Raw genomic sequence first — 26,327 nt, 5'->3', positions numbered from 1 at the left:
CACTCTGCTTCTGGATAAGCTCTGCAAACCTTTTATAATTCGTTTCACTCTTTACATTAATATCAGTTCTGGGTATTAAATTTTCCAAAACCTGTTTTATTTTCGATTTTGGCTTTAGGTTAAAGGTTGTACTTTCATAGTTGAGAAAGTCATTAACAGAAAAAACACTGGCAGATTCGTTGATTAAAATAGGTATGCCCTCAACTACAGGGAAATAAGTTGCGCAGGGTGGATTTGTGCATTCAAATTGCTCATTAGTCAATGCCAATTTTGACCTGCAAACTGGACAGCAAAGCCTTTGATGCACACTTTTAGGAAGTTTTACTTGAATATTCATAGACTTATTCTCTGCCATGAATTTGGATTGTAAATCAGTTAAGCTGACAGATTGGTTCATCCTAATAAGCACGAATACTAGAGAGAAGGGTACACAGATGTGTGAATTAGACGAATAGCGAAGCTTTCTAGAGCTGTTCGACTAAGCCTGGCTTTTCTATAATTTCGCTTTTTTCTCCAATTTTTACCCACTTTACACGTTTTAAAGAGAGGCTTATGGCAACAAACAATACCCAAAATAGAGACCTTTGCTCTACCGTTGTCGTTTCGGTGTAGTTATACAAAAGTAAGAACGTTATGTATGTTATTGGCCATAGCTCGGCTGATGTTTTACCCGATCGCACCCATTTGATTGCCCGTATGTAGGTGAAAACAATACTAGCCACAAAAAAGAACAGCCCTACTAAACCAAGCTCGATCGCTGTGTTTAAAAAACCATTGTGAGCCTGGTACACTATGTAGTGAACGGCACGAAAAACATAGATAGACTCCCCTTTTTCGTCCCAGAATCCATGATATCCATAGCCTAACCAAGGACGCTGCCACAATCTTTCTATGACAGCATCCCAAATAAAAGTACGACCGCTGAGGGTAGGATCTTTTCCTAAACTAAACATCACGTCATCCCAACCACTCAGAAACCACATAGCTACACTTCCACCCACTGATATCACAGTGATAAAGAAGGGAATAGCCAGGGAGTCAGTCCACCGCAAAGCGCTATAGAAAGGCAAGAGAATGAGAAGGAGTAAAAGGTTACCTCGACCAGTCCCTGAAGCTGACAGCGCAAGCATAGCAACCGAAAGGCCACAGCCCATCCATAGAAGGTAACGGTATTTACTACTGTTGAAAGCAGCCAGTAAACTAGCTAGCGCAGATAAAACCATAAGACGACCAAAGTGGTTTTTGTGTATTAAAGGTCCGCGCCATGCTCCCGAATGAGTTCCTTGTTCTATGCCAGCCCCCCGAAACGCCAGGGTATACACTAAGCTAAATGCTGCGCCTAGGAGCAACGCCCACGCCACTATCCGTAGTTGCTCTTCCAAGGTAAAGCGTGAACTAAAGTACAGCCCAAACAAGGTTGTGAAAAACACATATTGACCCGCTTTCTTCGACGCATCCGGGAAATCAGACCAAATAAAAGAAAGGACAATAAGTCCTACTAAAGCCCATAAGAACGGGTCTCTCATCGCCGGACGAATAACAGTTTTGAAACGCGCAAGAATCAGGAAAATGGTAGCTGCATAAACCCCATACTCCAAAACCGACGTAATACGGTCAAACACAGAAGAGACATAAAAACCATATCCTCCAACACCCTCCGATACGTTGTAATAGCTTGAACAAGTCAAGACCCCTGAAAAAAGTAGCAGGGCAAAAACTGCGAATCTTTCTTCAGCAAAGTGTAAGAGTGGGTTAACTAATTTACGCGGTGGTAAAGGCTCTAGCATTTATCTGGAGTCTCTCTAGTAATGCAACCGAGGATAAATAGTTGTTTACAACTTCCCGTTCTTCTGGCTCACGGTGTTGTAGTTGTTGAGCATGATGCTGTGAATGAAAATAGGAGCCAGGAGTCAGGAGGTAGAAGTCAGGAGAGTAAGGATTTTCATTCTTACTCCTGCGGAGAATGCTGCATGTAACGTTGTGAACGCAGTTCATGGTGCCTAATTTTACGATGTTCCTTCAGGCTTTACTCCCCTTAGGCTTTTCAGGTAATCTCTTAGCTTTTGGTGTGTTTCTGGTAACAATGCTACCGCTACTAAGCCCACACCAGCCCACCATCCTAGCTGGTAAGCAAACAAAGCTAGTCCACATGCACCCCACCACAAGCCAGCCAATCGATAGTCTGGATTGCCAATGTTACGCAGGAGGTAGATGTGGATTACGACATAACTCACCAAAGCCACCACTTCAGCCCAGCCATATCCCAACAACCCCAAGCGGGGTAACAGCAAGAAGGCTGCTCCTGCAAAAAGGATCATATGTACGACGTGAAAGGCTGTAACTTCCCAGTTTCGTTGCAGCACGTAGAGCGTCGAGGAATGCATGTTAAACATGGAGTTGCTCAGATAGCTCAAGGCAATAAAAGGATAGACCTCTACCACTGGAAGCCAACGGGAACCGAACACGAGAGGAATAAGCCAGGGCCCAATCCAACTGACTACGGCTAAGAGAGGCCCCAAGGCTAAGATCTGAAGACCCATACCCTCGCTTACAGCATTGAGTAGTCGCTCTCGGTTCCCCTGCAAGCGGGCTAGGGTAGCGATAGAAATTCGCCATGTCGCAATCTTCACGAAACTGAGAATCTCTATCAGGCGGATGGCTAAGGCCACGTACCCCACTGCCTCAGCTCCAGCGTACCGACCTACTAGCAGGGGGTTGATCAGGGTACGTAACTGCCAGACCCAAATTGAGGCGGAGAAACCCATGCTGTAGCTAAGCATTTGCTTGATTAAATTCAGATCCCAGGAGAACCGAGGTCGGTAGTTTGCGTTCCAGTAGAGGAGAACTAGAGATTGAAGCTGCTGAACCCACCATCCTGCCACCAGTGCCCATACTCCAGCTCCCTTGAAGGCCATTGGGAAGGCGACGAGATAGCAGAGCAGCTGACCGAGAAGCTCAATCATCGCGACGCGCTTGTAGTCTAGGTTCCGCTCCAGCCGAGCCATCGGTACCTGATTCAACAGAACGACTGGCAGTCCCAGAAACAAGACTTGGGCTACAGAGCGAAAGCCTTCTAGGCGCACCCACTTTTCTATGAGGGGAAGTGCTAGGAAAGCTAAGAGCATTCCTGCGATCGCTTGCAGAAGCAAAAGGGTGAAAGCTTGGTTGTAGACCTTTAATTGCTCTTCCCCTTCCCGCCGCACGAGATAAACCTCGATTCCCAACTGACTGAGAATCTGAAGATACAGAAATATAGCTGTGGCAGCTGCGTAAAGGCCGTATTGTTCCGGACCGATAATCCGGGTGAGTAGCAGCACGCCCACAAAGCTAATGATCACCCCTAGCCCCTGACGAAGTACGAGGTAGGTTCCTCCACGGAGGACTTGAGTCTTTAGGCTCATACTTGTCCCCTGACGTAGGTAATAATACGGGGATAACCTTTCATATCAACTTAAGAGCGGTTAGAAATTTTTTCCGTCTGAGATGTCGTGACCTCTTTCGAGGTTGTTAAGTCTTCTTGGTAGTAGGACTTGGCATGGTGGAAGTAACTATCAGGTTCGTTTTCAACTTTTACACCATTGATCACTAGACCTAAAACTTTCTGTCCTGATTGCACCAAAAATTCCTTGGCAGCGGTAGCGCTGACTCGATCAAGAGTACCTGGTCGAGCTACCAATAAAACACCATCAGTCATTTTGCTCAAACTTAGGGCATCAGCCGCCAAGATCAGAGGAGGTGTATCAAGTATTACAAAATCATAGGTCTGAGAAAACTCTTCAATTAATGAATTCATCCGCTTGGAGTCAAGCAGAGCCAACGGATTGGGAGGTATCACTCCCGAGGGAAGGACATCTAACTTATCCATCACTTCTCTCACCGCGATGCCAAATTCAGCCCGATTCACGATGACATCGCTCAATCCTACCGCATTAGCTAAGTGCCATATATGATGCTGCATCGGATGATGCAAATCCGCATCGATCAACAAGACTCGGTGACCCAATTGAGCCATAGCTACAGCCAAATTAGCAGAGACAGTAGACTTGCCCTCTTTGGAAACCGAACTGGTTACTACAACGACTTTTAGTTCTTTATCGGGACTCAGAAATTTTAAGTTAGCCTGTAGCATCCGGTACGCTTGAGAACTTACCGCCTGAGGAGCATCTCTAACGGGAAGTGGCGGCACAAACTCGTCTTGTTTTCGGCTATGAAAGAACCCTTTTCTCTTTGAATTAGGAATCATTCCTAGCCAGGTATACCCATATAACTCCCGTACCTGTTTTGCTGTTTTGATCGATGGATCTCTTATGTCTAGAAGGAAAGTAACGACTACGTAAAACATGCTACCCCCCACAAGACCTGCGGCTAGGAGTAGCTTTTTCTTAGGACCAACAGGCTTGTCTGCCACGCTGGCATAGGCCAGCACGCTGGCGTTACCCACATTTTGATTTTCTGCAATCCGTACTTCTTGGAGATTTTTTAAGAGAGCTTGATAGGAAGATTGAGCGGCTTCCACTTGCCGCTGTAAATCCCGCTGACCCTGTTGCAATCGGGGTATGACATTAACCCGTTGTTTGTAGGCAGACCGAGCCTGATAGAGGTAAGTGACTTGGTTCGCCAAATCTTGGCGTTCCACCTCGGCATTCACTAGGTCTGCGATCAGTTTTTGTTTTTGCTCCCCCATCTGCAAATTCGTGCCGGGAACTTGCTGTCCACGGCCAAGAACCTGCGTGATCCGCTCCCGTAGTAGTGCTTTTTTGGCGTTTAAATCGAGCTTCAGGTTAACGATTTCAGGGTTTTGGTCTCGGAAGCGGCTTTGCTCAGCAGCCAGCTTATCTTCTAGCTTGTGGACTTCTACGATCGCTTCCTGAACCCCAAGAGACTGAGTCAGGGAGTTCATAGCCATAGCTTGCCCTGAATTGAGACCTGTCTTTCTCTGGAGTTCTGCGACCCGAGCCGTTACACCTTCAAGCTCACTTCGAGTTTGGTCTAGTTTCTGGTCTAGCTCCGCAATCACCTTCACAGCGGTGTTGGCTTCTTCTTCTAGTGCGACTACGTTGTTCTTTTCTCTAAAGATACGCAGATTCGCTTCTGCTTGACGCACAGTACTCTCACTGGCGGGTAGCTGCTGGGTGATAAATTGGCGAGCTGCAACGGCCTCCGCTCGATTACTAAGGATATTGTTCCGTTTATAGAGATCGATGAGTGTGTTGACGACCTTTGCCGCTTCCTGTGGAGACTTGCTTTTAAAAGAAACTTCCAATATATCGGTTCCTTTGATACCTTTTGCTGTGAGTTGTTTTAGGAAGTCCTCAGGTTTTAGAGGGTTCCCCTGTTTGTCTTTTAGTTTTAAGGTATCTATGGTCTTTTGGATCAGGGGGATGGAACGAATTACCTCCGCTTCTGTATCCAGAGGCGTATTCATGAAATTTAAGGATTCTAACTGTCCTATTTTTGCTGATGCCTCTGTTACTAAGCCAGATGTTGGATTGGTCTTCTTAATCAAAAGCCTTCCTAGGGCTGAATAGGTGGGCTTTTTCAAGAACGCCAAGCTGGTTGCGAGCACAAAAATCACCACAAAGGCCGTCGTACCGGGTAGCCAATGTCGTCTTAAAATAAGCCAGTACTTTTGAAAATCTATATCTTCGGCGTAATGTTTAGATTCCATAAAAAACTCCTGTAATAGGGTACTAAGGATTCAGGTACCGAGTTGAGCTAAGGGGGAGAGTAGAGACTTCTACCCTGCCTTCGCCATCGAGACTTCCTGGAAAAACTCCAGCACCCACCTTCCCTGTAGCCGACTGGTCTGTACTACACTCAGCAAGTCTGCTGTTTGAGCAAATTGATTCATTGAGCGCGATCCCCTGTGCGCCTGCTGCTTAGTCACGGCTAGACACAATGAGACACAATGCGCTAAGCGGCACGCCTCAGGCTCTGCCACGTTATTGAACGAAGGAACTTCCGGATATTCAAAGAAATACCACCACTGCTGGATTTTGTCGTGCCGGGAACGCAGGCATCTGTCTGCTTCATATCCCGCTTGCGCTGTCCACCTCTGTAGGTTAGGCTTGAGACAGAAATTAAACTCGTTTGTCCACACTCGATAGGCTGCTTCATTTGCACTTAAGCGCCACTGAGGATGATGGACAAAAGCTTTATCAATCAACTCCCAGAACACTTGTCCACGCTCAGAATTGTTGCCGTGGCCCAAGTTAGCTACTTGCTTAATGTGACGCCACAGATGCAGCAGAGATTTCTGTTGAGCTTTGACTAGGTAGCCTTTGTCGGCTCTGAACTCATCACTGCTGACAATACCGTCAACCTTAGACCGTAACTGAAGACACTTCATAGTAGATGCTGGCAAGCCGCTGTTGTAACAAAAGTCTGAGGCTGATAAATCTCCTTAGAAGTACTTTTTTAGGGTTAAGCTTGCACAAGTAAATATAAATCTACCTGCATATAACCACTTATAGAAGTTACACAATAAGGATGAAGCATACATAAGTAAATCAAAATCACCTGAATTTTACGGAAGCTCCATCAATTTTTCTACCTTTTTCATAAAAACTTCACACGGGGAATTATTTTAGTGGGTAAAATTATATATCATCTATCTAAAGAAATAAAAGTAAGAGCGTATTTATTCTGACTCAACCGTCTACTTCCGTCCTTGGCACAAAGGGGCAGTAGGAGAGGCAACAAGTAGCAGTACTTTGAAACTAGAACCTTCACCTAACCGACTTGTCACTGAAATCGAACCCCCACAGCGTAGTAATAAATGCTGCACAATGGTTAAACCTAAACCTGCGCCTGTGTTTTCGCTAATGGTTGAGCGTCCTCGGTAAAAAATGTCGAAAATTATGGGTATTTCATGAGTGGCAAGACCAATACCTGTATCGTCAAAGGCTAGCTGGATATATTCGCCCTGAAGCGTTGCTTGTACTGTAACTTGACCGCCAGCCGGAGTAAACTTGAGACTGTTGTGCAGCAGATTGATCAGGATTTGTCGAAGCCAAGTGTCCAAACAGGAGACAGAGGGAAGATCAGAGGGAATTGTATAGTCAAGCCGGATACCTTTTTCTTGTGCGATCGCCTGATAGGTGCTAACCACGCCGGGAACTATGTCTGCCAGTTGTACTGACGGCATTATACTGGGTTGAGGTTCGCTCTCCAGCTGAACTAACTCTAGAAAACCCGTCATCAGAGAATTTTGGCGATCGCACTCTGTATTCAGTAACTGTATGTAGCGTTGACGCTGAATTGGCTTGAGTTGCACTGCATCCAACAACTTCAGCGCCGTTTTCATACTCGTCAATGGTGTCCGTAATTCCTGAATTACTCGCTTTAGAAGCTCATCTTTGTCGCGTAAGCAATTATCCGGTGGTGGTGGCGTCGTTAGGGTAGGGTCTAAAACCGGTGTTAGCTTTGTTGTAGCGTTAAGGTTAACCGCATCCTGTAGGCTTAAATCGCTAGGGATAGGCGGGTGGAGAATTGCCTCAGTGTGCTGTAATTGCTTGACTAAAAGCTGGGTTAGTATTTCCTTTTCGTCAGAAGCGCCACCTTGGGGAAGGCGAGTTTCCCACAACTCTAGTATCTCCTCAGAGAGCGAATCATCCACAGCGATCGCCTCTTTTATACCCTCGAATACTCGGTGAATCACTCGGGGTTCAAAGGTAAAAATAGCTGAAAGTGGTTGAGTTGGATGCCATCGAGCCGCCGTAGAGGACTCAGACTGATAGGTCTGGCAAGCTACGATTAAACCACTAATCTGCTCAGAGAGAACTAACAAAAAGTACTCTTGTCCTAGCTGAGGGCCGATTGCTAGTTGAATGGAGAAAAATTGACTATCTTCTTTGACATTAGTCGCCTGCTCCACCCCATCCCTAACCTCTACTAAATCCTCCCTAAGCCAGTTGCACAAAAAAATTTTGTTTGAAGCGTTAACTTGCTGCTGATATCGCTTGAGTTCTGTCAACCAAATTTCTGCTGGCGGTAGCTTCACCCAAAGTGTCGCCGGGATTTTTCCCTCAATTAGTACATCTATCAGCGCTCCTAGCAGTGAATGAAGTATATCGGGACTGACTCTAAGAGTCTGGGGAGCTTCAAGTGAATCTAGAGCCAGTTGATAGAAAGATAAACCTTGAGATGAGGGTAGGTTCATTGCTGTTAGTCATCGGTCATCATAATTACTCATTATTGATGCGTAATCCGTAATTCAAGATGGGTTAGAGACCCGAACGTCTCAAGTCGTCCCCTTTTCCTTTTGGATGAGGTCTCGCATCCCCATCCAAAACATAATTACGAATTACGCACTAATAATAGTTAGGCTCTGTTGAGCCATGACTGTTTTTCAATCTCAGTGTCAAAAGTCAAACGGATTTTCTCTGGACTACTCCCCATTCCCTATTCCTGACTCCCTTTAAGTTTGACAGTCTTTGACTAGGCTAATCGCTCAGTGAGAGCCTCTCGTGCTTGCTCTCGGTCATCAAAGTGAATTTTTTCAGTGCCAAGAATTTGATAGTCTTCGTGACCTTTACCTGCAATTAAAACACCGTCTCCCGGTTGAGCTTGCAAGATAGCAGTACGAATTGCCGTGGCGCGATCGCTAAATACCATCGGTTCCACTGACGACGGAATGCCCTCCAATATATCTTGTAAAATTTTCTCGGGGTCTTCCGTCCGGGGATTATCGGAGGTCACAACCGCCACATCTGCAAGTTCGGCTGCAATTTTACCCATTTTCGGGCGCTTTGTGCGATCGCGATCGCCCCCACATCCAAACACACAAATCATCTTGCCCTGAATAAAGGGTCGCGACGCCTTGAGTAAATTCTCCAAACTATCCGGCGTGTGAGCATAATCCACAATCACACTCACGTCCTGTTCCGGCTTAATTTGCACCCGTTCCATCCGTCCGGGGACACCCATAAATTGAGGAAGTGCCTCCACTACCGTTTCTAACTGCAAACCCAGATCTAAAACCGCCCCTACCGCTGCCAGCCAATTGGACAAATTGTACTGACCCACCAAGGGTGAACGGAAAGGAGCCTCACCCGCAGGCGTATGCAGGATACCACTGACCCCAGTCGGCTCATAAATTAGGTCACTTGTCCACAAATCAGCTGAGGTATCGTGAACACTGTAAGACCAGACCTGCTCTGCATCCAACTGTTGTACTAACCGCTTCCCATAAGGGTCATCAATATTAATAATCGCCCGTCCCTTGAGATAATCGGAATTAAACAGAAGCGCTTTTGCAGCGAAGTAATCTTCCATGTCCCGGTGGAAGTCTAAATGGTCTTGAGTAAGATTGGTAAATACCCCTACCTCAAAGGAGCAACCCATTACTCGACCTTGGGCTAGGGCGTGAGAACTGACTTCCATCACACCCATCTGACAACCCGCCTCAACTGCCGACTGGAGTTGTTGTTGCAGTTCCACTGCAAAAGGTGTCGTATGAACCGCTGTTTGCTGGAAACCAGGCCAGCGAGTATAAAGTGTGCCCAGAAGCGCTGTAGGCAACTGCGCATGGGTTAGGAGAAATTCAATGAGATGGGTTGTTGTAGTTTTGCCGTTGGTGCCAGTCACACCAATGACTTTTAGCTGCCGTGTGGGGTAGTCGTAGAAGGCCGCCGCCGCCTCGGCACAAGCCGAGGTCATATCCGAAGCGACAATCACACAAGCGCTTGTCCCTTTTTCTTCTGGATGAGGGGATTTTTCAGCGGCTTGAGGAGAAATCAGGGCGGCGATCGCACCGGATGCGATCGCACTTTCCCAAAACTCTCCCCCATCAACCCGTGTTCCTGGCATCCCAATAAATAAATCTCCCGCCTTGCAGGCATGAGAATTTGTCGAGAGTCCCTTCACCTCAGCCTCAAGCGCTGGATGGTTAGGCATTTGCACAATGTTAGGAATCTCCGCTAATAACTCGCGTAACTTCATCTCAAATCTTGCTCCTCACAAAGAAAGGAAATAGGGATTGGGGACTGGGGACTAGCAATTAAGGACGTTGGATCGAGATTGTCTACTCTTATCCCTTTCTCCCTTGCTGTTCCTGTTTCTGCGCCTATTTTGCCTCATCTACCAGTGAATTACCTCAAGGGCCGCTAGCGGCCCTTGGGGCTTCCCAAGCCCAAGGAGTAACCCCCTTGGTATCCCTGCCTTTCAACAGGCTCTTTGGGCGTAGATTCCGGCAATTCCTGCCGTATTTGTGGGTCAGAAAATATCAGAATGTTGGTCGATGCGTTGATGTCTCGGTCGTGGTGAGTACCACATTCTGGGCAAGTCCACTCTCTAATGTCTAACGTCAGATTCTCGTGAATGTATCCACACTTAGAACAACGCTTAGAGCTAGGGAAAAATCTGTCTAGCTTACAAATTTCGCAGCCATAGAGTTTCCCCTTGTATTCCAACATCGTCAGAAATTGACCCCAACCAGCATCGGTAATAGCTTGTGCTAGTTTGTGGTTCTTAACCATCCCCTTAATATGCAAGTCTTCTACAGCCACAACTTGGTTTTCGCACGTTAACTGTAGAGAGAGTTTATGTTGCATATCTCGACGCTGGTTGACTACTTTCTCGTGCGCTAAGGCGACAAGTAGTCGTTGTTTATTGCGGTTGTTTGACCCCTTGACTTTGCGAGACAAGGAACGCTGCAACCGCTTCAAACGCTTTAACGCACGCTTGTAGAACCTGGGATTAGGATATTTCCTCCCTTCACTTGTAATCAAAAAATGCTTCAACCCTAGGTCAGCGCCAATCTTCCCACCATTAAGCGGAGCCTCCTTGTGGTCATATTCAACCTGGATGGATGCGTAATACTTGCCAGTAGGAGTTTTGCTAATAGTGACGCTACTTGGTGTTCCTTCCATTGCTCGATGCTGCACCATCTTAATAGGCAGCATCTTGGGAAGTTTTAGCATTCCATCAGGAGTCATAGTCCAATGTTGTGGAATGCGAAACGATTGACGATTACGCCTTTTCTTAAATACAGGGAAGCTTCCTAGCTTTTTGAAAAAGCGACTAAATGCTGACTCTAAATCTTTAAGTGTCTGTTGTAGGGACTGACTGTTGACCTCTGTCAACCAGGAATACTTTTCATCCTTCTTCAAGAGAGTGAGCAATTTAGCTGTGTCAGTATACTTTAGGTGCTTCTTGGATTCAGCATAAGCATCAGTAATTAACCGCAAAAAATGGTTGTACACAAAACGGCTGCACCCAAAACACTTAGCTAGGTATTTTTCTTGGCTCTTTGTTGGGTACAGCCGAAATTTGTAGCCTTTATTTGCCATTAACTACTATTTTATCTATTTACTTGATTCTAGATAAATCCAGATAGTTTGTCAATTGCGTCGTAACCCTTCCGAGCGCAATTGACCGCCTTGGGCTAACGCCCCGCTTCGCTAACATCCCCAAGTTCCGCATTCGCTACATTTGGGGTCTTCCCGGCGAATCAGATAAATATTTTTGTAACATTCGTTCCAACTGCTGTACCGTCGTGCGAGGCGAAGGACGAGGCAGTGGTTCTTCCTTCCCAGCATGGCCTCGACATAAAACTGGTATCTCATACTGGTAAGTGTGAAACCAATCTTCACGCGTCGTAATATCTCGCACTTCTAGCTTAAAGTTCAAACCTTGAATCTGTTCTAGCTTTTGTTGTAGTCCTTCACAGAGGTGGCAACCGGGCTTACTATAAAGAATTAATTGCATTAATTTTCTCCACAATTCTATAGGTCTATTGGTAGGTTAAAAGCGACTGGATTGAACATTCTTCAAAAAATGGACGCGAAAGTTATTATGACTCAATCGACAGATGCATCGGTTCAACCTCCCAATTTTGATTTAGCGGAACTCAACCAGCGCTTCGATGCCGCCCATCCAAGAGACATTTTGGCTTGTTGAACCCTCCCCTCCTTTAGAAAAGGGGGGATTCCATAGAACTTTTATCTAGCTTTTCGACCGTTCCTAGGGAGTCTATCTAGCTAGGTTTTTCTAAGTGGCTACGGATCGGCTCTACGGGGCTATGACTGCACCGACTTTCAAACTCGCTTACTCGATTTGCCAATTGTTGATGTTGCGGCCATGCCCGTAGCAAGCTGGGTTCCAGACTTGGATACTCAACAATATCTAGAGTACTAGTCTAGAGGAGGAGCGATCGCCGAGTAAGGCTGCCTGATACTAAATATTGGCGGCACAATAGCTGGGTGAACTCCACCGTTGTCTGTGCCAAGGCTTCACCTTCTTGAAAGCTTGCTTTTGCGTGAATCACGCCCTCGGTAGGATTCGAACCTACGACCAAGGGATTAGAAATCCCTTGCTCTATCCCCTGAGCTACGAGAGCATAAATTGATCATACAGAATAAACCGCAAACATAGACTTTGTCTGGTTTACCTGAATAGTCCCGCTCTCAGCAGAAGGTTGCTTTGAGATTCGGATAGCTCCAGGCTCAGAACAAATGATAGTCTATTTAAGACACTAACCTTTTATCGTATCAAGCATTGTATCCGTGCAACGCTAGTGATGGCAAGCCGAGATGCTCAACCCTTGCACAAAAGCGCAACAAGCTGCTTGACGAGCAAGGTACACTATAAACCATATATATATGGTCAGGTGCTTGTATCGGTAGCGGTACGACTCCAAGGGATAAGCCTCTCGGTCAAGGCGCTTTCGTGTCTATCGCAGCTCAGTTAAACCCTCACTATAAGCATTCTGGAGTAAAGATGGTTGCTTGGGTATTACAGTGCGTCCCCCCAGCACCCGCCGGACCGGTCAAGAGTCATTTACCAATGTCATGTTTATTCTGAAAAGGCAGGATGTTGAAATCTCTTCTCTTCAGCACCCGAAGCGGGACCAACAAATCCCAATTCTCAATTATCAGGGGCAATCTTTTCGCTTGATTAGCGTCTTTAGTGCTAATCAAGCAGAAGAGGCAAAAGCCTTCTGGCGAGACCTCACGGATAATCGGGGCAAAGTCTGTGTCTTGTTAGAAGAGCCTGAACGATACAGCGTTTGGGGGAAAATTCGCCTAGAACAACTAGGAACTGAAGCTAGTCCTGACGCGAAAATTGTCCCCTTCACCCAAGCCTGCCTATTACTATTGCAAACCGTTTACATGGATATAGAAGACCTTCTGGGAGGCAGGCAAGCGGCATTGTTTCAGAAAGATATTACCGAAGTCTTCCGGCAGTGGCACTTCCCTCAAGCTGACTCTCCGACCGCTGTCAAACACCTACTCACCCTAGAGCCGCTGACAGCCCTACAGGTACCTCCTTGGGAGGAACATCATCTGATTACTCTATTACAGGAACTCTATCGTCTGGGCAAGGAATATTTTGGAAATACCAACTTTGCGGAAGGAGTGAGGGATATATTGCAAGACATGCCAGCCGCCGATCTGGCTCAGTTTCTTGAATGGCTCAAATCATCTCCACTCGGTAAGCTATGGCGATAAGCTAGAAAGAAGGTTAAATCAACGTATTATGGCTAGGTTATCAAAACCTAAAACGGCTACGCCATCCTGTAAGGTATAACATTGGCTTTTGGGGATTTCCCTTGTGAGTGATAAGGGTGAAAGTCTTATGAGCAGCTCTGTAGAAAAGTCATCGGGTACTCCATCCTCCCTAAGCGGTCAGAAGATCGTCTATGGAGGAATCGCATGGGCCGTAATATCGCTATTGTTCTTTCTGCTGTTTGGTATTACACCGCCTGGGCAAGAGAGTCCGTTATGGTACTTGACTGGTACCTATATTCTGGAAACTCTGCCCTTTTTAGGGGCGGCTGTACTCTGTTACAGAAACTGGCGTAGCCCTCAGATTGCTAGCGGACGGAATGTCTGGCTAGGGATTGGACTGGGAATGCTCTCTTGGTTTATTGGTAACTTAATATTGGCGGTGTGGGAACTCTATTTTCGTCTTAGCGCTGATGTGTCACCGGCAGATTTGTTTTACATCACGTTCTATCTGTTTCTCAGCTGGGGTATGGTTTTAGCCGTTCTTCCTAGGCGTTTGAATTTAGAGGTGTGGCAGTGGGTAACCGTAGGAGCGATCGCAGCTATAGGGATTGCTTTAGCGGTTTGGGTTTTGCTTGCCACACCCAATCCTGCATCAGAGGCAGCGGATGCGGTTTCCCCGTCTAACGCTACTGAACAGACCGTAACTGGATCAACGTCCCCGTCAGAGCAAACCAGCCAGTCTGCCTCAGAATCACCATCTCCAGAAAAGCCTTCTCTAAGTTCAAAAAATCGACCCCCGGCTTGGGCCATGACAATCCAAGAATCCCTCAACCCACTCTCTCGATATGTGAATTTCTTCTACATCGTTGGCGACGTCTTCCTCCTGATTATTGCCTCAACTCTCTTATTAGCCTTCTGGGGCGGGCGTTTCGCCCAATCTTGGCGGATGATTGCGGCGGCAACGCTTTGTCTCTATATTGCGGATATGTACTTCAAATATGAAGCGGCTACAGAGATATCATTGCAAAGTGGTGGTCTACTAGAAGTCTTTTTTGTATTTAGTGGTGTACTGTTTGCCATAGGCGCTGCTCTAGAATATGACGTATCAAGCCGCTCTCGCCGTAGTGCGCGTAAGCGAGCTTAACTTAAGATATGAGTCCAAGAAAACTATCTGATGCCGACAAAAGCGACATCTTAAACCTGTATCGATACCCAGAAGAGACAACCTCAACTCTGGCGGTGCGCTATGGCGTGAGTAACTCAACCATCAGCCGCATCCTGAAAAGCAACCTATTAGAGGCCGAATACGAAGATCTGATTCAGCAAAAGCGATTAAATCGCACTCCAGGTAGTGCCTCTTCGCCTATTATCCAAACGACAGAGCCACCCCTAGAGATTGAGGTTGAATCAGCACCTAAAATTCAACTCCCGAAGCCGCGATCGCTAGATTTAGATACTCAACCAAGAGTTTTAAATCCTATCGACGGGCGTCGGCGACGTAGACGTTCCTCCGTACCTGACTCAGAAGATACGGAGGAAATGGCTATACAGACCGAATTGCCGCTAGATCTTCCCACAACTATTCAGGAAAATCAGCCTGAAGAGCCGGAAGAGCTGCTCGATGAAATTGAGCAGGCAGAATCTAACGGTTTCGGGGAGTTGCTGGATAGCGACTTGATGGATTTAGATGACGAGGATGATGACCTAGATGAGGATTTAGATGAGGACTGGGAAGATGATGTAGGAGATGAACACAGCCAGAAACTATTAAAAACCTCTCTTACCGGAAGGGGTGTTAAGATTCAAGTCTTACCCCTTTCGGAAGCCTCCCTGCCCAGAACCTGCTATCTGGTCGTAGACCGAGCGGCGGAGTTAATTGCTCGACCCCTTAAAGAGTTTAGCGACTTAGGCCAGATTCCTGCGGAAGAAATTCAGGAGAAAACGCTACCGATCTTTGATAACCACAAAGTTGCACGGCGTTTTTCTAATCGTTCTCAGCGAGTGATTAAAGTACCCGATAGTCGGATGCTTCAGAAGACTCGCTCTCATCTGCAAGCTAAGGGAATTACCCGACTGTTAATTGATGGTCAGGTCTATTCCCTACTCCCGACTCAGCCACAAGGTTGAGCAAGAGTAGAGGTTTGTTGAGAAAGGAGCGATCGCCCAAAGGGTAGCACCCCAGATGGCGATCGCTCTTGGACTACTAACCCCTAAGTACAGCAAAGCCTTAATGGGGTTCGGGATTTCTCTAGTTGATAACCAAGAGGGTTGTTTATGGACTAGATGAATGTCGTACCGTTGTTTTTACATAGCAAGATGTACTCAGCTGCGGCAGCGCGACGTTTGACTGCCTTCCAGCTCTCTTAGAGAGATGTACTGTATGCCTGTTTGCGTTTGCTAGTGTAGATAATATCAGCGAATAAACTTTAATAAGAGAAAGAGTAAATTTAGGGGTAAATTGCTGAAAACGGAAGAGTATATTTACTTATCGCTTAAGTCTTTATTTTAAAGTTTTTTGACGAGTGCCCTTTAACGTCTGTAAGCATCCCCGGCTCCTGCTCAGTTAGGCCATTTTTTTAAATAAATTTTTCAACATCCAGGAAGTAATATTAATTGAGTTTCATGAAGATGATATTAGGAAAGCTAGGGTAAACATAATATTAGTTCAATTTTAGCAAAGATTTATTTAATCTTGATAAGAGAATCGGGCTAAATTGATAAGATCCAAAAAGGAAATGTAGAATTAATCGCCTTATTCCCATCTTTCGATAATAAAGTTTAAAAAACCAATCCGGCTTCTCTAAGGCTAATAATGAGCTACAACTGATATGGTGATTGAAGTTGGTAATAAAATTCGCTTGAAGAGTTCAGGTGAAAGCATTGTTATTGGAGTGTCTACACTATGAAAGTGAGATATCTGCTCCACCTTTATGAGCAAGGAACTAGAGATTTTTCGGGAGCCGATCTCTGCGGAGCAGACTTAAGGGGAGTCACTCTGATTGGAGTCAACCTAACAGGAGCTAACTTGAGAGGCGCGAATTTGAGTCGAGCGTTTCTCACCAAGTCAGATTTGAGTGGTGCTCAACTGAACTGGGCTAATCTAAGCTTTGCCAAGATGAGCGAAGCCAAGCTTGTGGAGACTGAACTGACGAAAGCTAACTTTAGTGGAGCCTTCATGGTGAAGTCAAAACTTCCGGGAGCCAAGCTCAGTGGAGCTAATCTTAACGGAGCCAATCTGAGACGGGCTAACCTGTGGGGTGCCAACGTCTCAGCAGCAGATTTACAAAGAACTAATCTGCGAGATACAAATCTTAGTGGTGTAAATTTCAATTGGGCAAATTTATCCGAGGCAAGGCTGGTTGGAGCAAAGCTGTATGGAGCTTCATTAAATGGTGTCAACTTAAGTAAAGCTTTTTTGAAAGAGGTCGATCTCGGTGGCGCTGATTTAGAAGGAGTAAACCTTAGAGAAGCAAAATTGAATCACGCTAACTTGGAAGGAACTAACTTGACACGGGCTAATTTGAGTGAAGCCCATCTGTTCGGGGCCAATCTTAAAGGAGCAGACTTAACTGGAGCTAACCTGACAAAAGCGTCTCTAGAGCAGGCCAACTTAACGTGGGCTATTTTGAAAAAGGCAGATTTAAGTGGGGCAAATCTGAGTGAAGCAAGGCTTAATGGCATTGACTTTGAGGATATGGAGCTTGGTGGTGCTATTCTGCCGGAGTCTAATGAGCGCTTTTTGTACTTAGCTATGTGAAACGCTGACGTAATTCAATACGCGCCACAATTGCCAGTACGATTACAGTGGTCTAACTCAGTACCTGAATTTGGGTGCAAAGGTGAAAGCTGCTAACTTCTCCAACTCAGTGCTCACTCACGATTAGGAGCTAATTGTACAATCATTTCTCCTACTTCAGGTTTGAGCGATCGCAAGTGGGGATTATTGGAAGAAAATTGGCGTTCGCCCATCACGGCTTTAAAATCATTGGGTGATTTCCGAGCCGCATCGGGTGCAATTCGCAGTCGCAAAATCAGCTTCTGATCATACTGAGCTAACTTAGTCCCTTCCAACAAAACTGTGCCTCCGTAGTCCCAGGCAAATCCATAAAGTTTAAATGTACCTAGCTTCTGCTGCAATTGAGCCAAAGAGGTACCAACTCCAATACCCTGCGGAGTCCGCCAGTCAGAACCTAAGTAACGAATTTCTTTCGCTTTACTGCGAGTGGAATCCGTCCACACGACACTGAAGGAACGCTTTGAACCCAACTCTACGCGGGTGCCCGGTTCCGTCTCTCCCTCACCGATGTTAATGGGCTGATCTTTAAGGCGGGCTGCACCAAACCGTTTAGCTAAGTCTTGGCGAGTTGTATTGCGAGTGACTGGGCCAACTCGTACTCCCGGAATGACCTGCGTGTCTGACAGCGTATTAGGTTTTTGCGCTTGGGTGGAGGGTGCAGAGGCAGAAGAGGGTTTGTTGACCGGAGATATTGCACGAGTTACGAGGTTAGTGTTGAGGTATCCCAAGACAACAACAGACCCCAAGATGGGTAGACTTTTAGCTAATTTGGACATCTTATTACTCCTTTACTCCAATGATTTTGCCGCAATCGGTTCAGCAAGTTCTGAGCGCCTTTACGGGTGTGCTTGATGCGATCGCGATATGCTGCTACTGCTATTTGGATGATTGGGAGTAATGACGCGCTAAAGGTCAATTAAGTTCACTGCAAGGGAGTAAGTGTAGTAAGTATCGTCATTGGTTCACAAATTATTCACACTTCCTCAGTATCTTTTTATTTGTAAGCATTTGGACTACTGAGGTGCCCTCTCATCTGGAAGCTCTGAGAGGGCTTTTTCTTGAGAATTTTCTATTTAGAGATATGAGTTTAGCCTAAATAAGCTTTTTTGACCCTCTCATCATTAATTAGCTCGGAGGCATTACCTGTAAGAGTCAGTTGTCCAGCTTCAAGAACATAGCCTCTATGAGCATTATCTAAAGCGAGGCGGGCGTTTTGTTCTACGAGTAAAATAGTGACTTCCTCCTCGTGAAGCTGGCGAATGACAGAAAAGATTTCCCGAACAATTTGGGGGGCTAATCCTAAACTCGGTTCATCGAGAAGCAAGAGTTTAGGACGACTCATAACGGCACGCGCGATCGCTAACATTTGCTGTTCTCCACCGCTGAGAGTTCCAGCCAGTTGATGGCGACGTTCTCCTAATCGTGGGAAGATGAGAAACTGACGTTCAATATCAGCTTTGATGCCCAAGCGATCAGAGCGAGTGTACGCCCCTAATTCTAGATTCGTCAAAACAGTTTGCCGTGCCAATACTCGGCGTCCTTCAGGGCTGTGGGCAATTCCCAGACTGACCATGCGATCGGGGCGAAGCCGCATGATATCTTGGCCTTTATAGACAATTTGACCCTTAACAGGATTAACTAACCGGGAAATAGCTCTGAGGGTCGTACTTTTGCCTGCGCCATTGGCACCAATTAAGGTTACGATCTCACCTTCGTTGACCACTAGATTGATATCGATTAGAGCTTTAATAGCACCGTAATTAACGTATAGGTTTTTGACCTCAAGCAGTGGTTTTGTCATTTGTCAAAAGTTCTGGGATAGTTCTTTTTCCCGCAAACATGTGCAGATCAGGCTTAGTCAGTTTCCCACATGACTCGCCCTGATCACTCATCCCCTAAATACGCTTCAATGACGGCTGGGTCGTTTTTCACAGCCTCCGGTTCACCTAAAGCAATCAACTGACCAAAGTCTAAAACAGCAATGCGATCGCATAATCCCATCACTAACGGTACATGATGCTCGATCAGGAGTACGGTTAAGTTGAAGGTATCGCGGATTTGCCGGATTAATTCACTTAAGGCACCCTTTTCATGAGGGTTCATGCCTGCGGCGGGTTCGTCCAAGAGCAGAAGTTTTGGCTTTAGGGCTAAGGCACGGGCAATTTCTAAGCGTCTTTGGTCACCGTAAGGGAAGTTGCAAGCTTTTTCCTGCGATCGCTCGGCGAGCCCCACTAATTCCAATAATTCTAAGGCTTGAGCGAAGGTTTTCTGTTCTTCAGCGAGGGCTGGGGGTAATCCCAATATACCTTTGATTAAACCCGTTTTATTGTGAATGTGATGCGCGATCGCCACATTTTCCAACGCTGACAGATTCCCAAATAGGCGCAGATTTTGAAAGGTACGGGCGATACCTTTTGCTGCGATTCGACAGGGGCGAAGTTTGGTAATCTCTTCCCCTTCGTAAATCAGCTGACCCTCTGAAGACGGCATTAAACCCGTAATCAAATTAAACAGAGTTGTTTTGCCAGCACCATTGGGTCCAATCAAACCAAATATCTCATTTTTTTGAACTGTGAAAGAAACTTTATTCACCGCTACAAGGCCACCAAAACGGCGAGTTATCTTTCTCACCTCTAAAATCGGTTTTATTTTTTTATCTACCTTCGGCTCGTCGGTCATTCGATTTTGGATTTTGGATTTTGGATTTTGGGCTTTAAAAATGGTTATTGTGGTTATCGTTTTACTGGCTTTAAACGCTTTAATAGGTCTGGAGTAATAATACCTTGAGGATAGAAGACACTACCGATTACAATTAATAGTCCAAAGATAATTAAACGACCATCACGAAGAAAGTTTGCTAGCCAAGTCGGTAAATTTCCGATTCCTGCCATTGCTCTCAATGCTTCTGGTAAAGCTGTCAGCACGATGCCTCCTAAGACTGGCCCAACAAAGGTTCTAGACCCACCAATCAATACAAACGCTAAGTAGATAATACTAGCATCAAACGTTCCTTGACGAGCATTCCAGGTATTCAAGAAATGAGCGCTCACGGCTCCAACTAACCCGGCTAAAACGGCTCCTAAAGTAAAAGACAGGACTTTATAATGAGTTGGGTTAATTCCCATTGCATCTGCTGCCAGTTCATCTTCACGAATTGCGCTCAAGGCGCGACCGACTCGGATGCGTTCTAGACGGTAGAGAAAGAGCATACTTATAATCAACAGAGGTAAGGCAATCCACAAATACTCAATCTGAGTTTGAAAGGGTTGTGGAATGGCAAAAATGCCTACTGCACCACCTGTAATCTCCAAGTTGAGAGCGAGAACTCTTAAGATTTCGACGAACGCAATGGTAGCAATGGCTAAATAAATTCCCCGCAATCGGAGAACAGGAATTCCTAGTGCGATCGCGAGTACCGCCGACACTAAACCTGCTAGCAGCATTTCTAACAATAAGAAAGGAACAGGAAAGAGATTCCCTGTAAACTTAAAGACCTGAGTTGAGAGAATGGCGGCGATATATCCCCCCAGAGCATAGAATCCCGGCGTTGCTAAAGACAGCTGTCCTGCCATCAGTGGTAAATACACCGAAAGCCCTAAAATTGCACCAAAAATCATCGAAACGATTAAGAAGCCGTAGTTATTAATAAAATCTGACATTTAGTCTTTTTTTTGCTCCTCTTAGCCAGTTTTTTGTTGTTTCTGAACTAAAATTTAATAAAATTATGTCTCTATCGCCATCATTATTTCTTGCAAGAAAGGAGGTCTTTTATTGTCCGTGAAAGTTCGTCTAGACCAGCATCTTTAGCACAAAAACCATCAGCTTCTGGACAAATATTTTTCGCTAACGCCGAGTCATTTTTGCTCACATATCCCGAAACCAGAAGAACTAAAGGAGGATAACGCAATTTCTTTAAATAATGAATTAGTTCACGACTTTCTACATAATCTTCATAGTCAAGAGGAGGAATCGAATAATCTACAATCACTAAGTCAAATTCAAAAGACTGTTTTAAAAAATCGGCGGCTGTCGGAAAACTGTAAACTTCAAACTCATTTCTAAAAAAACGATCAATAGTAAAGCACCAATGTTTATCATCATCGACTACAGCCATTGTATACATGGCTTTAATATCGGTAACCGCTTGGTTTGACTGTTGAAACAACTTCTTATGCTTTGAGTTTAGTAACTGTAATGTTTGTTGCAAAAGTTCTTCTAGCCCAGCATCTTTGGCAAAAAAAGCATCCGCTTCTGGGAAAGCTTTTCTTCCTATATTAACTTCACTTTTGCTCAGAGAGTCTGAGGCGATTACTAGCAAAGGCGAGTTCGGAACGTGTGTTTTTAAAAAACGAATTATTTCAAATCCGTGACTATTTTTTCCATAGCCTTTCTCCGGCTTCAACGAGGAATAGACAATGACTAAATCATAATCGACTAATTCATGTAAAGAATATGGAATCCCTGTAAATGAGGTAACTTCAAAACTTTTTTGAAAGAAGCTCTGAACCTCTAAACACCAATGTTCGTCATCATCCACTACAGCAATTTTGTACATGACTTAATGACCTCAATGTGAACTCAATTTAACGCTCATACTCAAAGCGACTGAAAAGCTTTGTAAATTTGATTTATAAATCATAACTTTGTAACGTCTAACTTAAAGTAAGCTTACATAAATCAACACAATGCAATTATGCAAAGCTATGTAAAGGATAAAGTGGCTAATCAATTAGAAATTTAGGATAGAGTTTAAACCCTCAGATTCAAATTGTTACATTTTTATTCCGGCTGTGGCTACCGGCTGGCTTCCCAGAGTCGGGTTATCAATCCTAAAAAGACGTTATAATCTGTAATGGGCTTGGTTAACAATTTATCAGCTTGAGAAGCTTGTAAAAGCTTTTCTTGCTCACTTAACATGGCGTAAGCAGTGAGCAAAATAATTGGAATATGGGCAGTCAGCGGGTCAGTTTTGAGAGAACGAGCGAGGTCTGCACCGCTAATCTCTTCGTCGTTCCAGCAGGCTCCTGGCAGATTGACATCCATCAGCACAAGGTCTACGTTTCCAGTCTGACATTCTTGGAAAATTGTGACTGGCTCATCGGTAATGAACACTTGATGACCGCCAAGGCGCTCAATTAACTTAGCTGTTGCTTTGGCTAATAGATAATCATCATCTACAAGTAAAATCTTCATAGTCAGGAAATGAGGAATGGAGAATGGGTAGCTTTATGGTGATTATTAATTACCTCTTAACAGCGCTGCGGTAGAGTAAATGTCACCGTTGTCCCCTTTCCTTTGCCAGGACTGTAGAGCGCAATCTGACCTCCCATCAGTTCTACCAAGCGCTTGCAAACGGTTAAACCCAATCCGGTTCCTCCATACCGTCGCTTAACTGAACCATCTGCCTGCACAAAAGGCTCAAATAAAATATCTTGTTTAGCCGCCTCGATACCAATCCCTGTATCGGCAACTGAAATTTTTACCCAATGGTTATTAGCGATTGTCTCGGGTACAACCTCCAACCGAATCTCACCACTTGGAGTGAATTTAAAGGCATTGGAGAGGAGATTGGTCAAAACTTGTCTCAGCTTCATCAGGTCAGTATAGACTCTCTCCACTTTGCACTCAATGACGAGGATAATCTCCTTTTGACGACTTTCAAGCCTGAATAAGTTTTGTTGCTCTTCCAACAGAAGCGACAAATGAATGAATTCTGGATTGAGAGTCATGCGACCTGCTTCTATTTTGGCAATATCTAAGACATCGTTGATAATATCAACAAGATTTTCGGCTGAATTATAGGCGACGCTAATATATTCTTTTAGTTCTTCTTCATTATCGTAAAAGCCTTCCTTGAGGAGTTTTAGATAGTTCAGTGTTGCAGCTAGAGGGGTGCGTAATTCGTGACTGGTAGAGGATAAAAAGTCTGATTTCAGACGGGATGCTTCTTCGGCAACAGTACGAGCTTTGTTGAGCTCCTGATTGCGCATCTCCACGAGTACACGCTGCTGATATTCGCATTGGTAGAGCCGATTTTGCAGGACGGCCATCGTCAGATGGGTTCCGATTGAACTGCATATTTCAATTTCTTCATCCGTCCACTCGCTAGTTTGACCCAATTTGAGTTCTCGCCAAACCTCAAAGGAACTTCTGACTCTATCTTGTCGCTCATCTGGGTCAAATCGTCCAGCCCACAGGATATCGGTATCAATCTCGTCTCGAAAAATACTTAAGATTCCTAAACACTGCTCACCATATATGAGTGGCATGGCTAGCAAACTGCGGATTCGGGTAGGACGAAAGACAGGTACAACCTCCAGCAACTGAGGCTCTTGGTAAATATCGTTAAGAGTTCGGACTTGGGAAACAGCATTGCTGCGTAGCCTGACAGCCTCCTCCTCACTCAGGATTAAGTTTCTCCAATAATCAGCGACATTACAGGGTTGAGGGAATCGGCTTTCACAAGTCATCACCTGCTGCCAAAAGGGATAATCCTCTAACAGGGTTTGGTTGCCTTCGGATAGGATTGGCTGTGCTCCATAGGTGTAGAGTTCAACATCTGAGCGCGTTGCGGAGGAACTTACATAAAGTCTGCCACCCGAACCTTTGATGGCTTTGACGACTGTTTCTAAAGCAATTTGCAGAATGTCCGAAATTTTCAGGGGGGAATGGAGCAGGGTAGAAATTTGATTAATGATAGTCTCTTGACGGGCTCGTTCGCGGGCTTGGAAGAGGAGATGAGACTGGGAGATGGCGATCGCAACTTGATCGGCTAAAATCTGTACAATCTGGAGTTGATCTGGCGAGAAAGCCTTAGGCTGGGCGTGGTGTGAGACCAACAAGCCCCATAACTTGTATTGATGCAGAATCGGAATGACGACGGAAGATTGCACTCCTATTTTCGTTAAATATTCCACATGGCAAGGATCGACCGGACGCTGAAGGATATCTTCAATGCCTTGGTTGTACACGTCCTCAACCGTTAAGTCTCCTGTTGTTTCCGGGCAATCCAGTCGCTCTAGGGTCAGGCGCTGCGTGGGAATATCGATAATGGAACGCACTCTCGCTTTAACAAACATTTCACGAGCATGGGGTGGAATATCCCCCGCCGGAAAGTATAGACCTAAGAGAGAGGGTAAGCGATTTTGAGCGACCGATTCGGCGATAACCTGCCCCGTGCCGTCAGGCTGAAATCGGTAAACCTTAACTCTGTCTGTATCCAAAAATGATCGCATTTCTGACACAGTTGCTGACAAAATTTCCTGCAACTCCAGAGATTGCCGAATGCGATTTGTCATCCGGTGTAGCAACGTTTCCTGAGTTACCGCTTTGCTTGGACGCCTTGCAGGAGTTTTGTCTACCATTGTTCTATATCGATTTCTAGTTTTGATTTTTATCCGTTAACTCGATTTAGCCAAAAATGATTTTATATCCGTGAATGACAGCAAAAAGTCCCTTTGAGGATAAGCTATAGAATCCGTTAGCTGGTAAGCATCCTGAGTAGGGGATTGCTTCCCATCTCTTACTTTCAAGATTAACAGCAGAGGCGTATAAATCATGTTGTTCATACTTAAGGGAAGATTAAAGTTGAAACTCAACCAATTAGGGAGATGGCAAACACAGAACATCTAGCGGTGCTCCAGCAGGGAACAGTCCTCTGGAATGAGTGGAGAGAAAAGCATCCTGAGATACAGCCTAATTTACGTCAAGCTGACTTTCGGGGCTGGTCTCTCAAAGAAGTAAATTTTATAGAGGCAGATTTGTGTGAGGCGAATCTGTATGAAGCAGACCTCTCACACGCGAAGTTAAATAGAGCTAATTGTAATTCAGCAGACCTGCGTAAGGCGAATCTAGAAATGGCAGACTTATCTGGAGCGAACCTTATCTCTGCTGATTTGCGGAAAGCCAATCTTTCTCAAACGAACCTGACTTTCGCAAATCTCAAAGTAGCATTCTTGCGTCAAGCGAATCTGCAAGGAGCAAACTTGAGGGAGGCAAATTTTCAGGGAACTGATTTGAGTCGAGTGAATCTTAAGGGAGCAAAGCTTTGTCAAGGTTGCCTCAAAACCGTCAATCTCAGTGGAGTTGATTTAACAGAAGTCGATTGGATTGAAGTAACTATACTCGATCGCACGCCTCATTGATGAAAATAATAGTTTAGGATTTTAGCCGAATAACAGAGCCCTTTTCTAGACTAGACCTTTGTCAGGCGCGATCGCCCGAATAATCCTTGGGGTCGAACCATAAGCATGATGAATAATAGAGTGAATGCGATCGCATCTTTATAGCCCGAATAATCAGAAGGGACAAACGCCTCCGCCAAACCTAACAACAATCCCCCCACCACTGCACCCGGAATATTCCCTAAGCCACCCAACACAATTACCCCTAACCCTTTCAGTCCGTAGGTAATTCCAAAGTAAGGGCCAGCAATACTAACACTAGAACCCACAAGAGTTCCTGCCAAACCGCCCAAAAACCCGCTCAAAAAGAATGTGATCACAATAAAACGCTCTGTATTAATTCCCAGCAAGCTAGCCGTTGTTGCATCTTCAGCCACAGCTTGCAAGGCTTTTCCCAGCTTTGTGTAACTAATCACATAGGTCAGAATAACCACAATGAAGGTAGAAACACCAAATATAATCACTTGAACGGTTCGTACATTAATCGGTCTGGCCTCCGTCCCAAAATTAATGGCGGCGGGTATATTGCCGTAGGCATCAGCTGGAAATGTATAGATTTCTGCACCTACTAAATATTGAATCAAATTTACAATGACAACGGCTGCACCCAGACTAGAAACTAATGTTAAGAGTGGGTCAGCTCCTCTAGCACGTAAAGGTTTAAACGCCAAGCGTTCTACTAAAACTCCACACAGACCCGCAAAAAGGCTACCGACAAACAAGGCCAGAACAAAGGGGAGTTGTACGGGTAAAGAGGCATTAGCCAGTACTCCATTAAAGCCAAAGGCTCCTCCAGCTAGGCTATAGGTGAAGTAAGCCCCTAACGTAAAAATCGCACCGTGAGCAAAATTGATGATGCCGAGAATTGAGAAAACCAGCGTGTAGCCTAAAGCAAAA

At 45.3% G+C, this 26,327-nt stretch carries 23 protein-coding genes and 1 tRNA gene; 5 read left to right on the top strand and 19 right to left on the bottom strand.

The annotated features are described in order from the left end of the window. The 11 genes from V6C93_RS37550 to V6C93_RS37500 all read right to left on the bottom strand — a co-directional run. Positions 1 to 337, bottom strand: a 337-nt coding sequence (locus tag V6C93_RS37550) for a Trm112 family protein (RefSeq protein WP_414644376.1), incomplete at its 3' end; no start/stop codon positions are given. A 127-nt stretch (positions 338 to 464) separates the two neighbouring features. Beyond that, positions 465 to 1,787, bottom strand: a complete 1,323-nt coding sequence (locus tag V6C93_RS37545; protein WP_333481796.1) for an O-antigen ligase — start codon at positions 1,785 to 1,787, stop codon at positions 465 to 467. 219 nt (positions 1,788 to 2,006) lie between these two features. After that, positions 2,007 to 3,401, bottom strand: coding sequence for an oligosaccharide flippase family protein (locus tag V6C93_RS37540; RefSeq protein ID WP_333481795.1), 1,395 nt, complete (start codon positions 3,399 to 3,401; stop codon positions 2,007 to 2,009). Positions 3,402 to 3,451: 50 nt separating this feature from the next. Further along, positions 3,452 to 5,668, bottom strand: a complete 2,217-nt coding sequence (locus V6C93_RS37535; protein ID WP_333481794.1) for a polysaccharide biosynthesis tyrosine autokinase — start codon at positions 5,666 to 5,668, stop codon at positions 3,452 to 3,454. A 69-nt stretch (positions 5,669 to 5,737) separates the two neighbouring features. Next, a complete protein-coding gene (locus V6C93_RS37530) occupies positions 5,738 to 6,364 on the bottom strand; it encodes a hypothetical protein (RefSeq protein ID WP_333481793.1) in 627 nt (208 codons plus the stop codon). 294 nt (positions 6,365 to 6,658) lie between these two features. Next, a complete protein-coding gene (locus V6C93_RS37525) occupies positions 6,659 to 8,161 on the bottom strand; it encodes a DICT sensory domain-containing protein (RefSeq protein ID WP_333481792.1) in 1,503 nt (500 codons plus the stop codon). Positions 8,162 to 8,439: 278 nt separating this feature from the next. Further along, entirely contained in the window at positions 8,440 to 9,942 is a 1,503-nt protein-coding gene (locus tag V6C93_RS37520) for a UDP-N-acetylmuramoyl-L-alanyl-D-glutamate--2,6-diaminopimelate ligase (protein WP_333481791.1), read from the bottom strand. A 164-nt stretch (positions 9,943 to 10,106) separates the two neighbouring features. After that, positions 10,107 to 11,291: an IS200/IS605 family element RNA-guided endonuclease TnpB gene (tnpB, locus tag V6C93_RS37515; protein ID WP_333481790.1), complete on the bottom strand. Its 1,185-nt coding sequence runs from the start codon at positions 11,289 to 11,291 to the stop codon at positions 10,107 to 10,109. A gap of 136 nt (positions 11,292 to 11,427) precedes the next feature. Next, entirely contained in the window at positions 11,428 to 11,709 is a 282-nt protein-coding gene (locus V6C93_RS37510) for a glutaredoxin family protein (protein WP_333481789.1), read from the bottom strand. A 430-nt stretch (positions 11,710 to 12,139) separates the two neighbouring features. Continuing rightward, positions 12,140 to 12,268: a hypothetical protein gene (locus V6C93_RS37505; protein ID WP_333481788.1), complete on the bottom strand. Its 129-nt coding sequence runs from the start codon at positions 12,266 to 12,268 to the stop codon at positions 12,140 to 12,142. After that, positions 12,268 to 12,340, bottom strand: a tRNA-Arg gene (locus V6C93_RS37500). The genes V6C93_RS37505 and V6C93_RS37500 overlap by 1 nt, the downstream gene beginning before the upstream one ends. A 451-nt stretch (positions 12,341 to 12,791) precedes the next feature. On the opposite strand from V6C93_RS37500, the gene V6C93_RS37495 reads away from it, so the two are divergent. The 4 genes from V6C93_RS37495 to V6C93_RS37480 all read left to right on the top strand — a co-directional run bounded on the left by V6C93_RS37495 (position 12,792) and on the right by V6C93_RS37480 (position 17,208). After that, complete coding sequence (locus tag V6C93_RS37495; RefSeq protein WP_333481787.1) at positions 12,792 to 13,451, top strand: Npun_F0813 family protein; 660 nt, start codon at positions 12,792 to 12,794, stop codon at positions 13,449 to 13,451. A 127-nt stretch (positions 13,452 to 13,578) separates the two neighbouring features. Continuing rightward, positions 13,579 to 14,595 (top strand): hypothetical protein, encoded by a 1,017-nt coding sequence (locus V6C93_RS37490; protein WP_333481786.1) that lies wholly within the window; start codon positions 13,579 to 13,581, stop codon positions 14,593 to 14,595. An 8-nt stretch (positions 14,596 to 14,603) separates the two neighbouring features. Continuing rightward, positions 14,604 to 15,578, top strand: a complete 975-nt coding sequence (locus V6C93_RS37485) for a hypothetical protein (RefSeq protein ID WP_333481785.1) — start codon at positions 14,604 to 14,606, stop codon at positions 15,576 to 15,578. Between the two features lie 775 nt (positions 15,579 to 16,353). Beyond that, entirely contained in the window at positions 16,354 to 17,208 is an 855-nt protein-coding gene (locus V6C93_RS37480; RefSeq protein ID WP_333481784.1) for a pentapeptide repeat-containing protein, read from the top strand. A 113-nt stretch (positions 17,209 to 17,321) separates the two neighbouring features. On the opposite strand, the gene V6C93_RS37475 is transcribed toward V6C93_RS37480, so the two are convergent. From V6C93_RS37475 to V6C93_RS37445, 7 genes are all read right to left on the bottom strand, one after another. Next, positions 17,322 to 18,023 carry a hypothetical protein gene (locus tag V6C93_RS37475; RefSeq protein WP_333481783.1) on the bottom strand — a complete coding sequence of 234 codons (702 nt, stop codon included), beginning with the start codon at positions 18,021 to 18,023 and terminating at the stop codon, positions 17,322 to 17,324. A 311-nt stretch (positions 18,024 to 18,334) separates the two neighbouring features. Further along, positions 18,335 to 19,036: an ABC transporter ATP-binding protein gene (locus V6C93_RS37470; protein WP_333481797.1), complete on the bottom strand. Its 702-nt coding sequence runs from the start codon at positions 19,034 to 19,036 to the stop codon at positions 18,335 to 18,337. Between the two features lie 95 nt (positions 19,037 to 19,131). Continuing rightward, entirely contained in the window at positions 19,132 to 19,926 is a 795-nt protein-coding gene (locus V6C93_RS37465) for an ABC transporter ATP-binding protein (RefSeq protein WP_333481782.1), read from the bottom strand. Positions 19,927 to 19,979: 53 nt separating this feature from the next. Then, positions 19,980 to 20,906, bottom strand: a complete 927-nt coding sequence (locus V6C93_RS37460; RefSeq protein WP_333481781.1) for a branched-chain amino acid ABC transporter permease — start codon at positions 20,904 to 20,906, stop codon at positions 19,980 to 19,982. Positions 20,907 to 20,989: 83 nt separating this feature from the next. Then, the gene (locus V6C93_RS37455) at positions 20,990 to 21,802 is read right to left on the bottom strand and encodes a response regulator (protein ID WP_333481780.1); all 813 of its coding nucleotides are present in this window, start codon (positions 21,800 to 21,802) and stop codon (positions 20,990 to 20,992) included. 239 nt (positions 21,803 to 22,041) lie between these two features. Then, complete coding sequence (locus V6C93_RS37450) at positions 22,042 to 22,440, bottom strand: response regulator (RefSeq protein WP_333481779.1); 399 nt, start codon at positions 22,438 to 22,440, stop codon at positions 22,042 to 22,044. 56 nt (positions 22,441 to 22,496) lie between these two features. Further along, positions 22,497 to 24,611 (bottom strand): ATP-binding protein, encoded by a 2,115-nt coding sequence (locus V6C93_RS37445; RefSeq protein WP_333481778.1) that lies wholly within the window; start codon positions 24,609 to 24,611, stop codon positions 22,497 to 22,499. Positions 24,612 to 24,857: 246 nt separating this feature from the next. On the opposite strand from V6C93_RS37445, the gene V6C93_RS37440 reads away from it, so the two are divergent. After that, positions 24,858 to 25,391 (top strand): pentapeptide repeat-containing protein, encoded by a 534-nt coding sequence (locus V6C93_RS37440; protein ID WP_333481777.1) that lies wholly within the window; start codon positions 24,858 to 24,860, stop codon positions 25,389 to 25,391. Between the two features lie 50 nt (positions 25,392 to 25,441). Here the strand turns inward: V6C93_RS37440 and V6C93_RS37435 are convergent. Beyond that, positions 25,442 to 26,327 (bottom strand): branched-chain amino acid ABC transporter permease (locus V6C93_RS37435; protein WP_333481776.1); only part of this gene is annotated, 886 nt, incomplete at its 5' end.

It is taken from the genome of Allocoleopsis sp. (assembly GCF_036703385.1).
Classification (GTDB): Bacteria; Cyanobacteriota; Cyanobacteriia; order Cyanobacteriales; family Coleofasciculaceae; genus Allocoleopsis.
This window is presented reverse-complemented; position numbering and strand designations above follow the sequence as displayed.

Bases quoted from the DNA above. Each gene is read 5' to 3' on its own strand.
- V6C93_RS37520 (WP_333481791.1), bottom strand. From the start codon at position 9,942: ATGAAGTTACGCGAGTTATTAGCGGAGATTCCTAACATTGTGCAAATG.
- V6C93_RS37440 (WP_333481777.1), top strand. From the start codon at position 24,858: ATGGCAAACACAGAACATCTAGCGGTGCTCCAGCAGGGAACAGTCCTC.
- V6C93_RS37460 (WP_333481781.1), bottom strand. From the start codon at position 20,906: ATGTCAGATTTTATTAATAACTACGGCTTCTTAATCGTTTCGATGATT.
- V6C93_RS37445 (WP_333481778.1), bottom strand. From the start codon at position 24,611: ATGGTAGACAAAACTCCTGCAAGGCGTCCAAGCAAAGCGGTAACTCAG.
- tnpB (WP_333481790.1), bottom strand. From the start codon at position 11,291: ATGGCAAATAAAGGCTACAAATTTCGGCTGTACCCAACAAAGAGCCAA.
- V6C93_RS37540 (WP_333481795.1), bottom strand. From the start codon at position 3,401: ATGAGCCTAAAGACTCAAGTCCTCCGTGGAGGAACCTACCTCGTACTT.
- V6C93_RS37455 (WP_333481780.1), bottom strand. From the start codon at position 21,802: ATGTACAAAATTGCTGTAGTGGATGATGACGAACATTGGTGTTTAGAG.
- V6C93_RS37525 (WP_333481792.1), bottom strand. From the start codon at position 8,161: ATGAACCTACCCTCATCTCAAGGTTTATCTTTCTATCAACTGGCTCTA.
- V6C93_RS37510 (WP_333481789.1), bottom strand. From the start codon at position 11,709: ATGCAATTAATTCTTTATAGTAAGCCCGGTTGCCACCTCTGTGAAGGA.
- V6C93_RS37535 (WP_333481794.1), bottom strand. From the start codon at position 5,668: ATGGAATCTAAACATTACGCCGAAGATATAGATTTTCAAAAGTACTGG.
- V6C93_RS37495 (WP_333481787.1), top strand. From the start codon at position 12,792: ATGTTTATTCTGAAAAGGCAGGATGTTGAAATCTCTTCTCTTCAGCAC.
- V6C93_RS37465 (WP_333481782.1), bottom strand. From the start codon at position 19,926: ATGACCGACGAGCCGAAGGTAGATAAAAAAATAAAACCGATTTTAGAG.
- V6C93_RS37545 (WP_333481796.1), bottom strand. From the start codon at position 1,787: ATGCTAGAGCCTTTACCACCGCGTAAATTAGTTAACCCACTCTTACAC.
- V6C93_RS37450 (WP_333481779.1), bottom strand. From the start codon at position 22,440: ATGAAGATTTTACTTGTAGATGATGATTATCTATTAGCCAAAGCAACA.
- V6C93_RS37490 (WP_333481786.1), top strand. From the start codon at position 13,579: ATGAGCAGCTCTGTAGAAAAGTCATCGGGTACTCCATCCTCCCTAAGC.
- V6C93_RS37485 (WP_333481785.1), top strand. From the start codon at position 14,604: ATGAGTCCAAGAAAACTATCTGATGCCGACAAAAGCGACATCTTAAAC.
- V6C93_RS37480 (WP_333481784.1), top strand. From the start codon at position 16,354: ATGAAAGTGAGATATCTGCTCCACCTTTATGAGCAAGGAACTAGAGAT.
- V6C93_RS37475 (WP_333481783.1), bottom strand. From the start codon at position 18,023: ATGTCCAAATTAGCTAAAAGTCTACCCATCTTGGGGTCTGTTGTTGTC.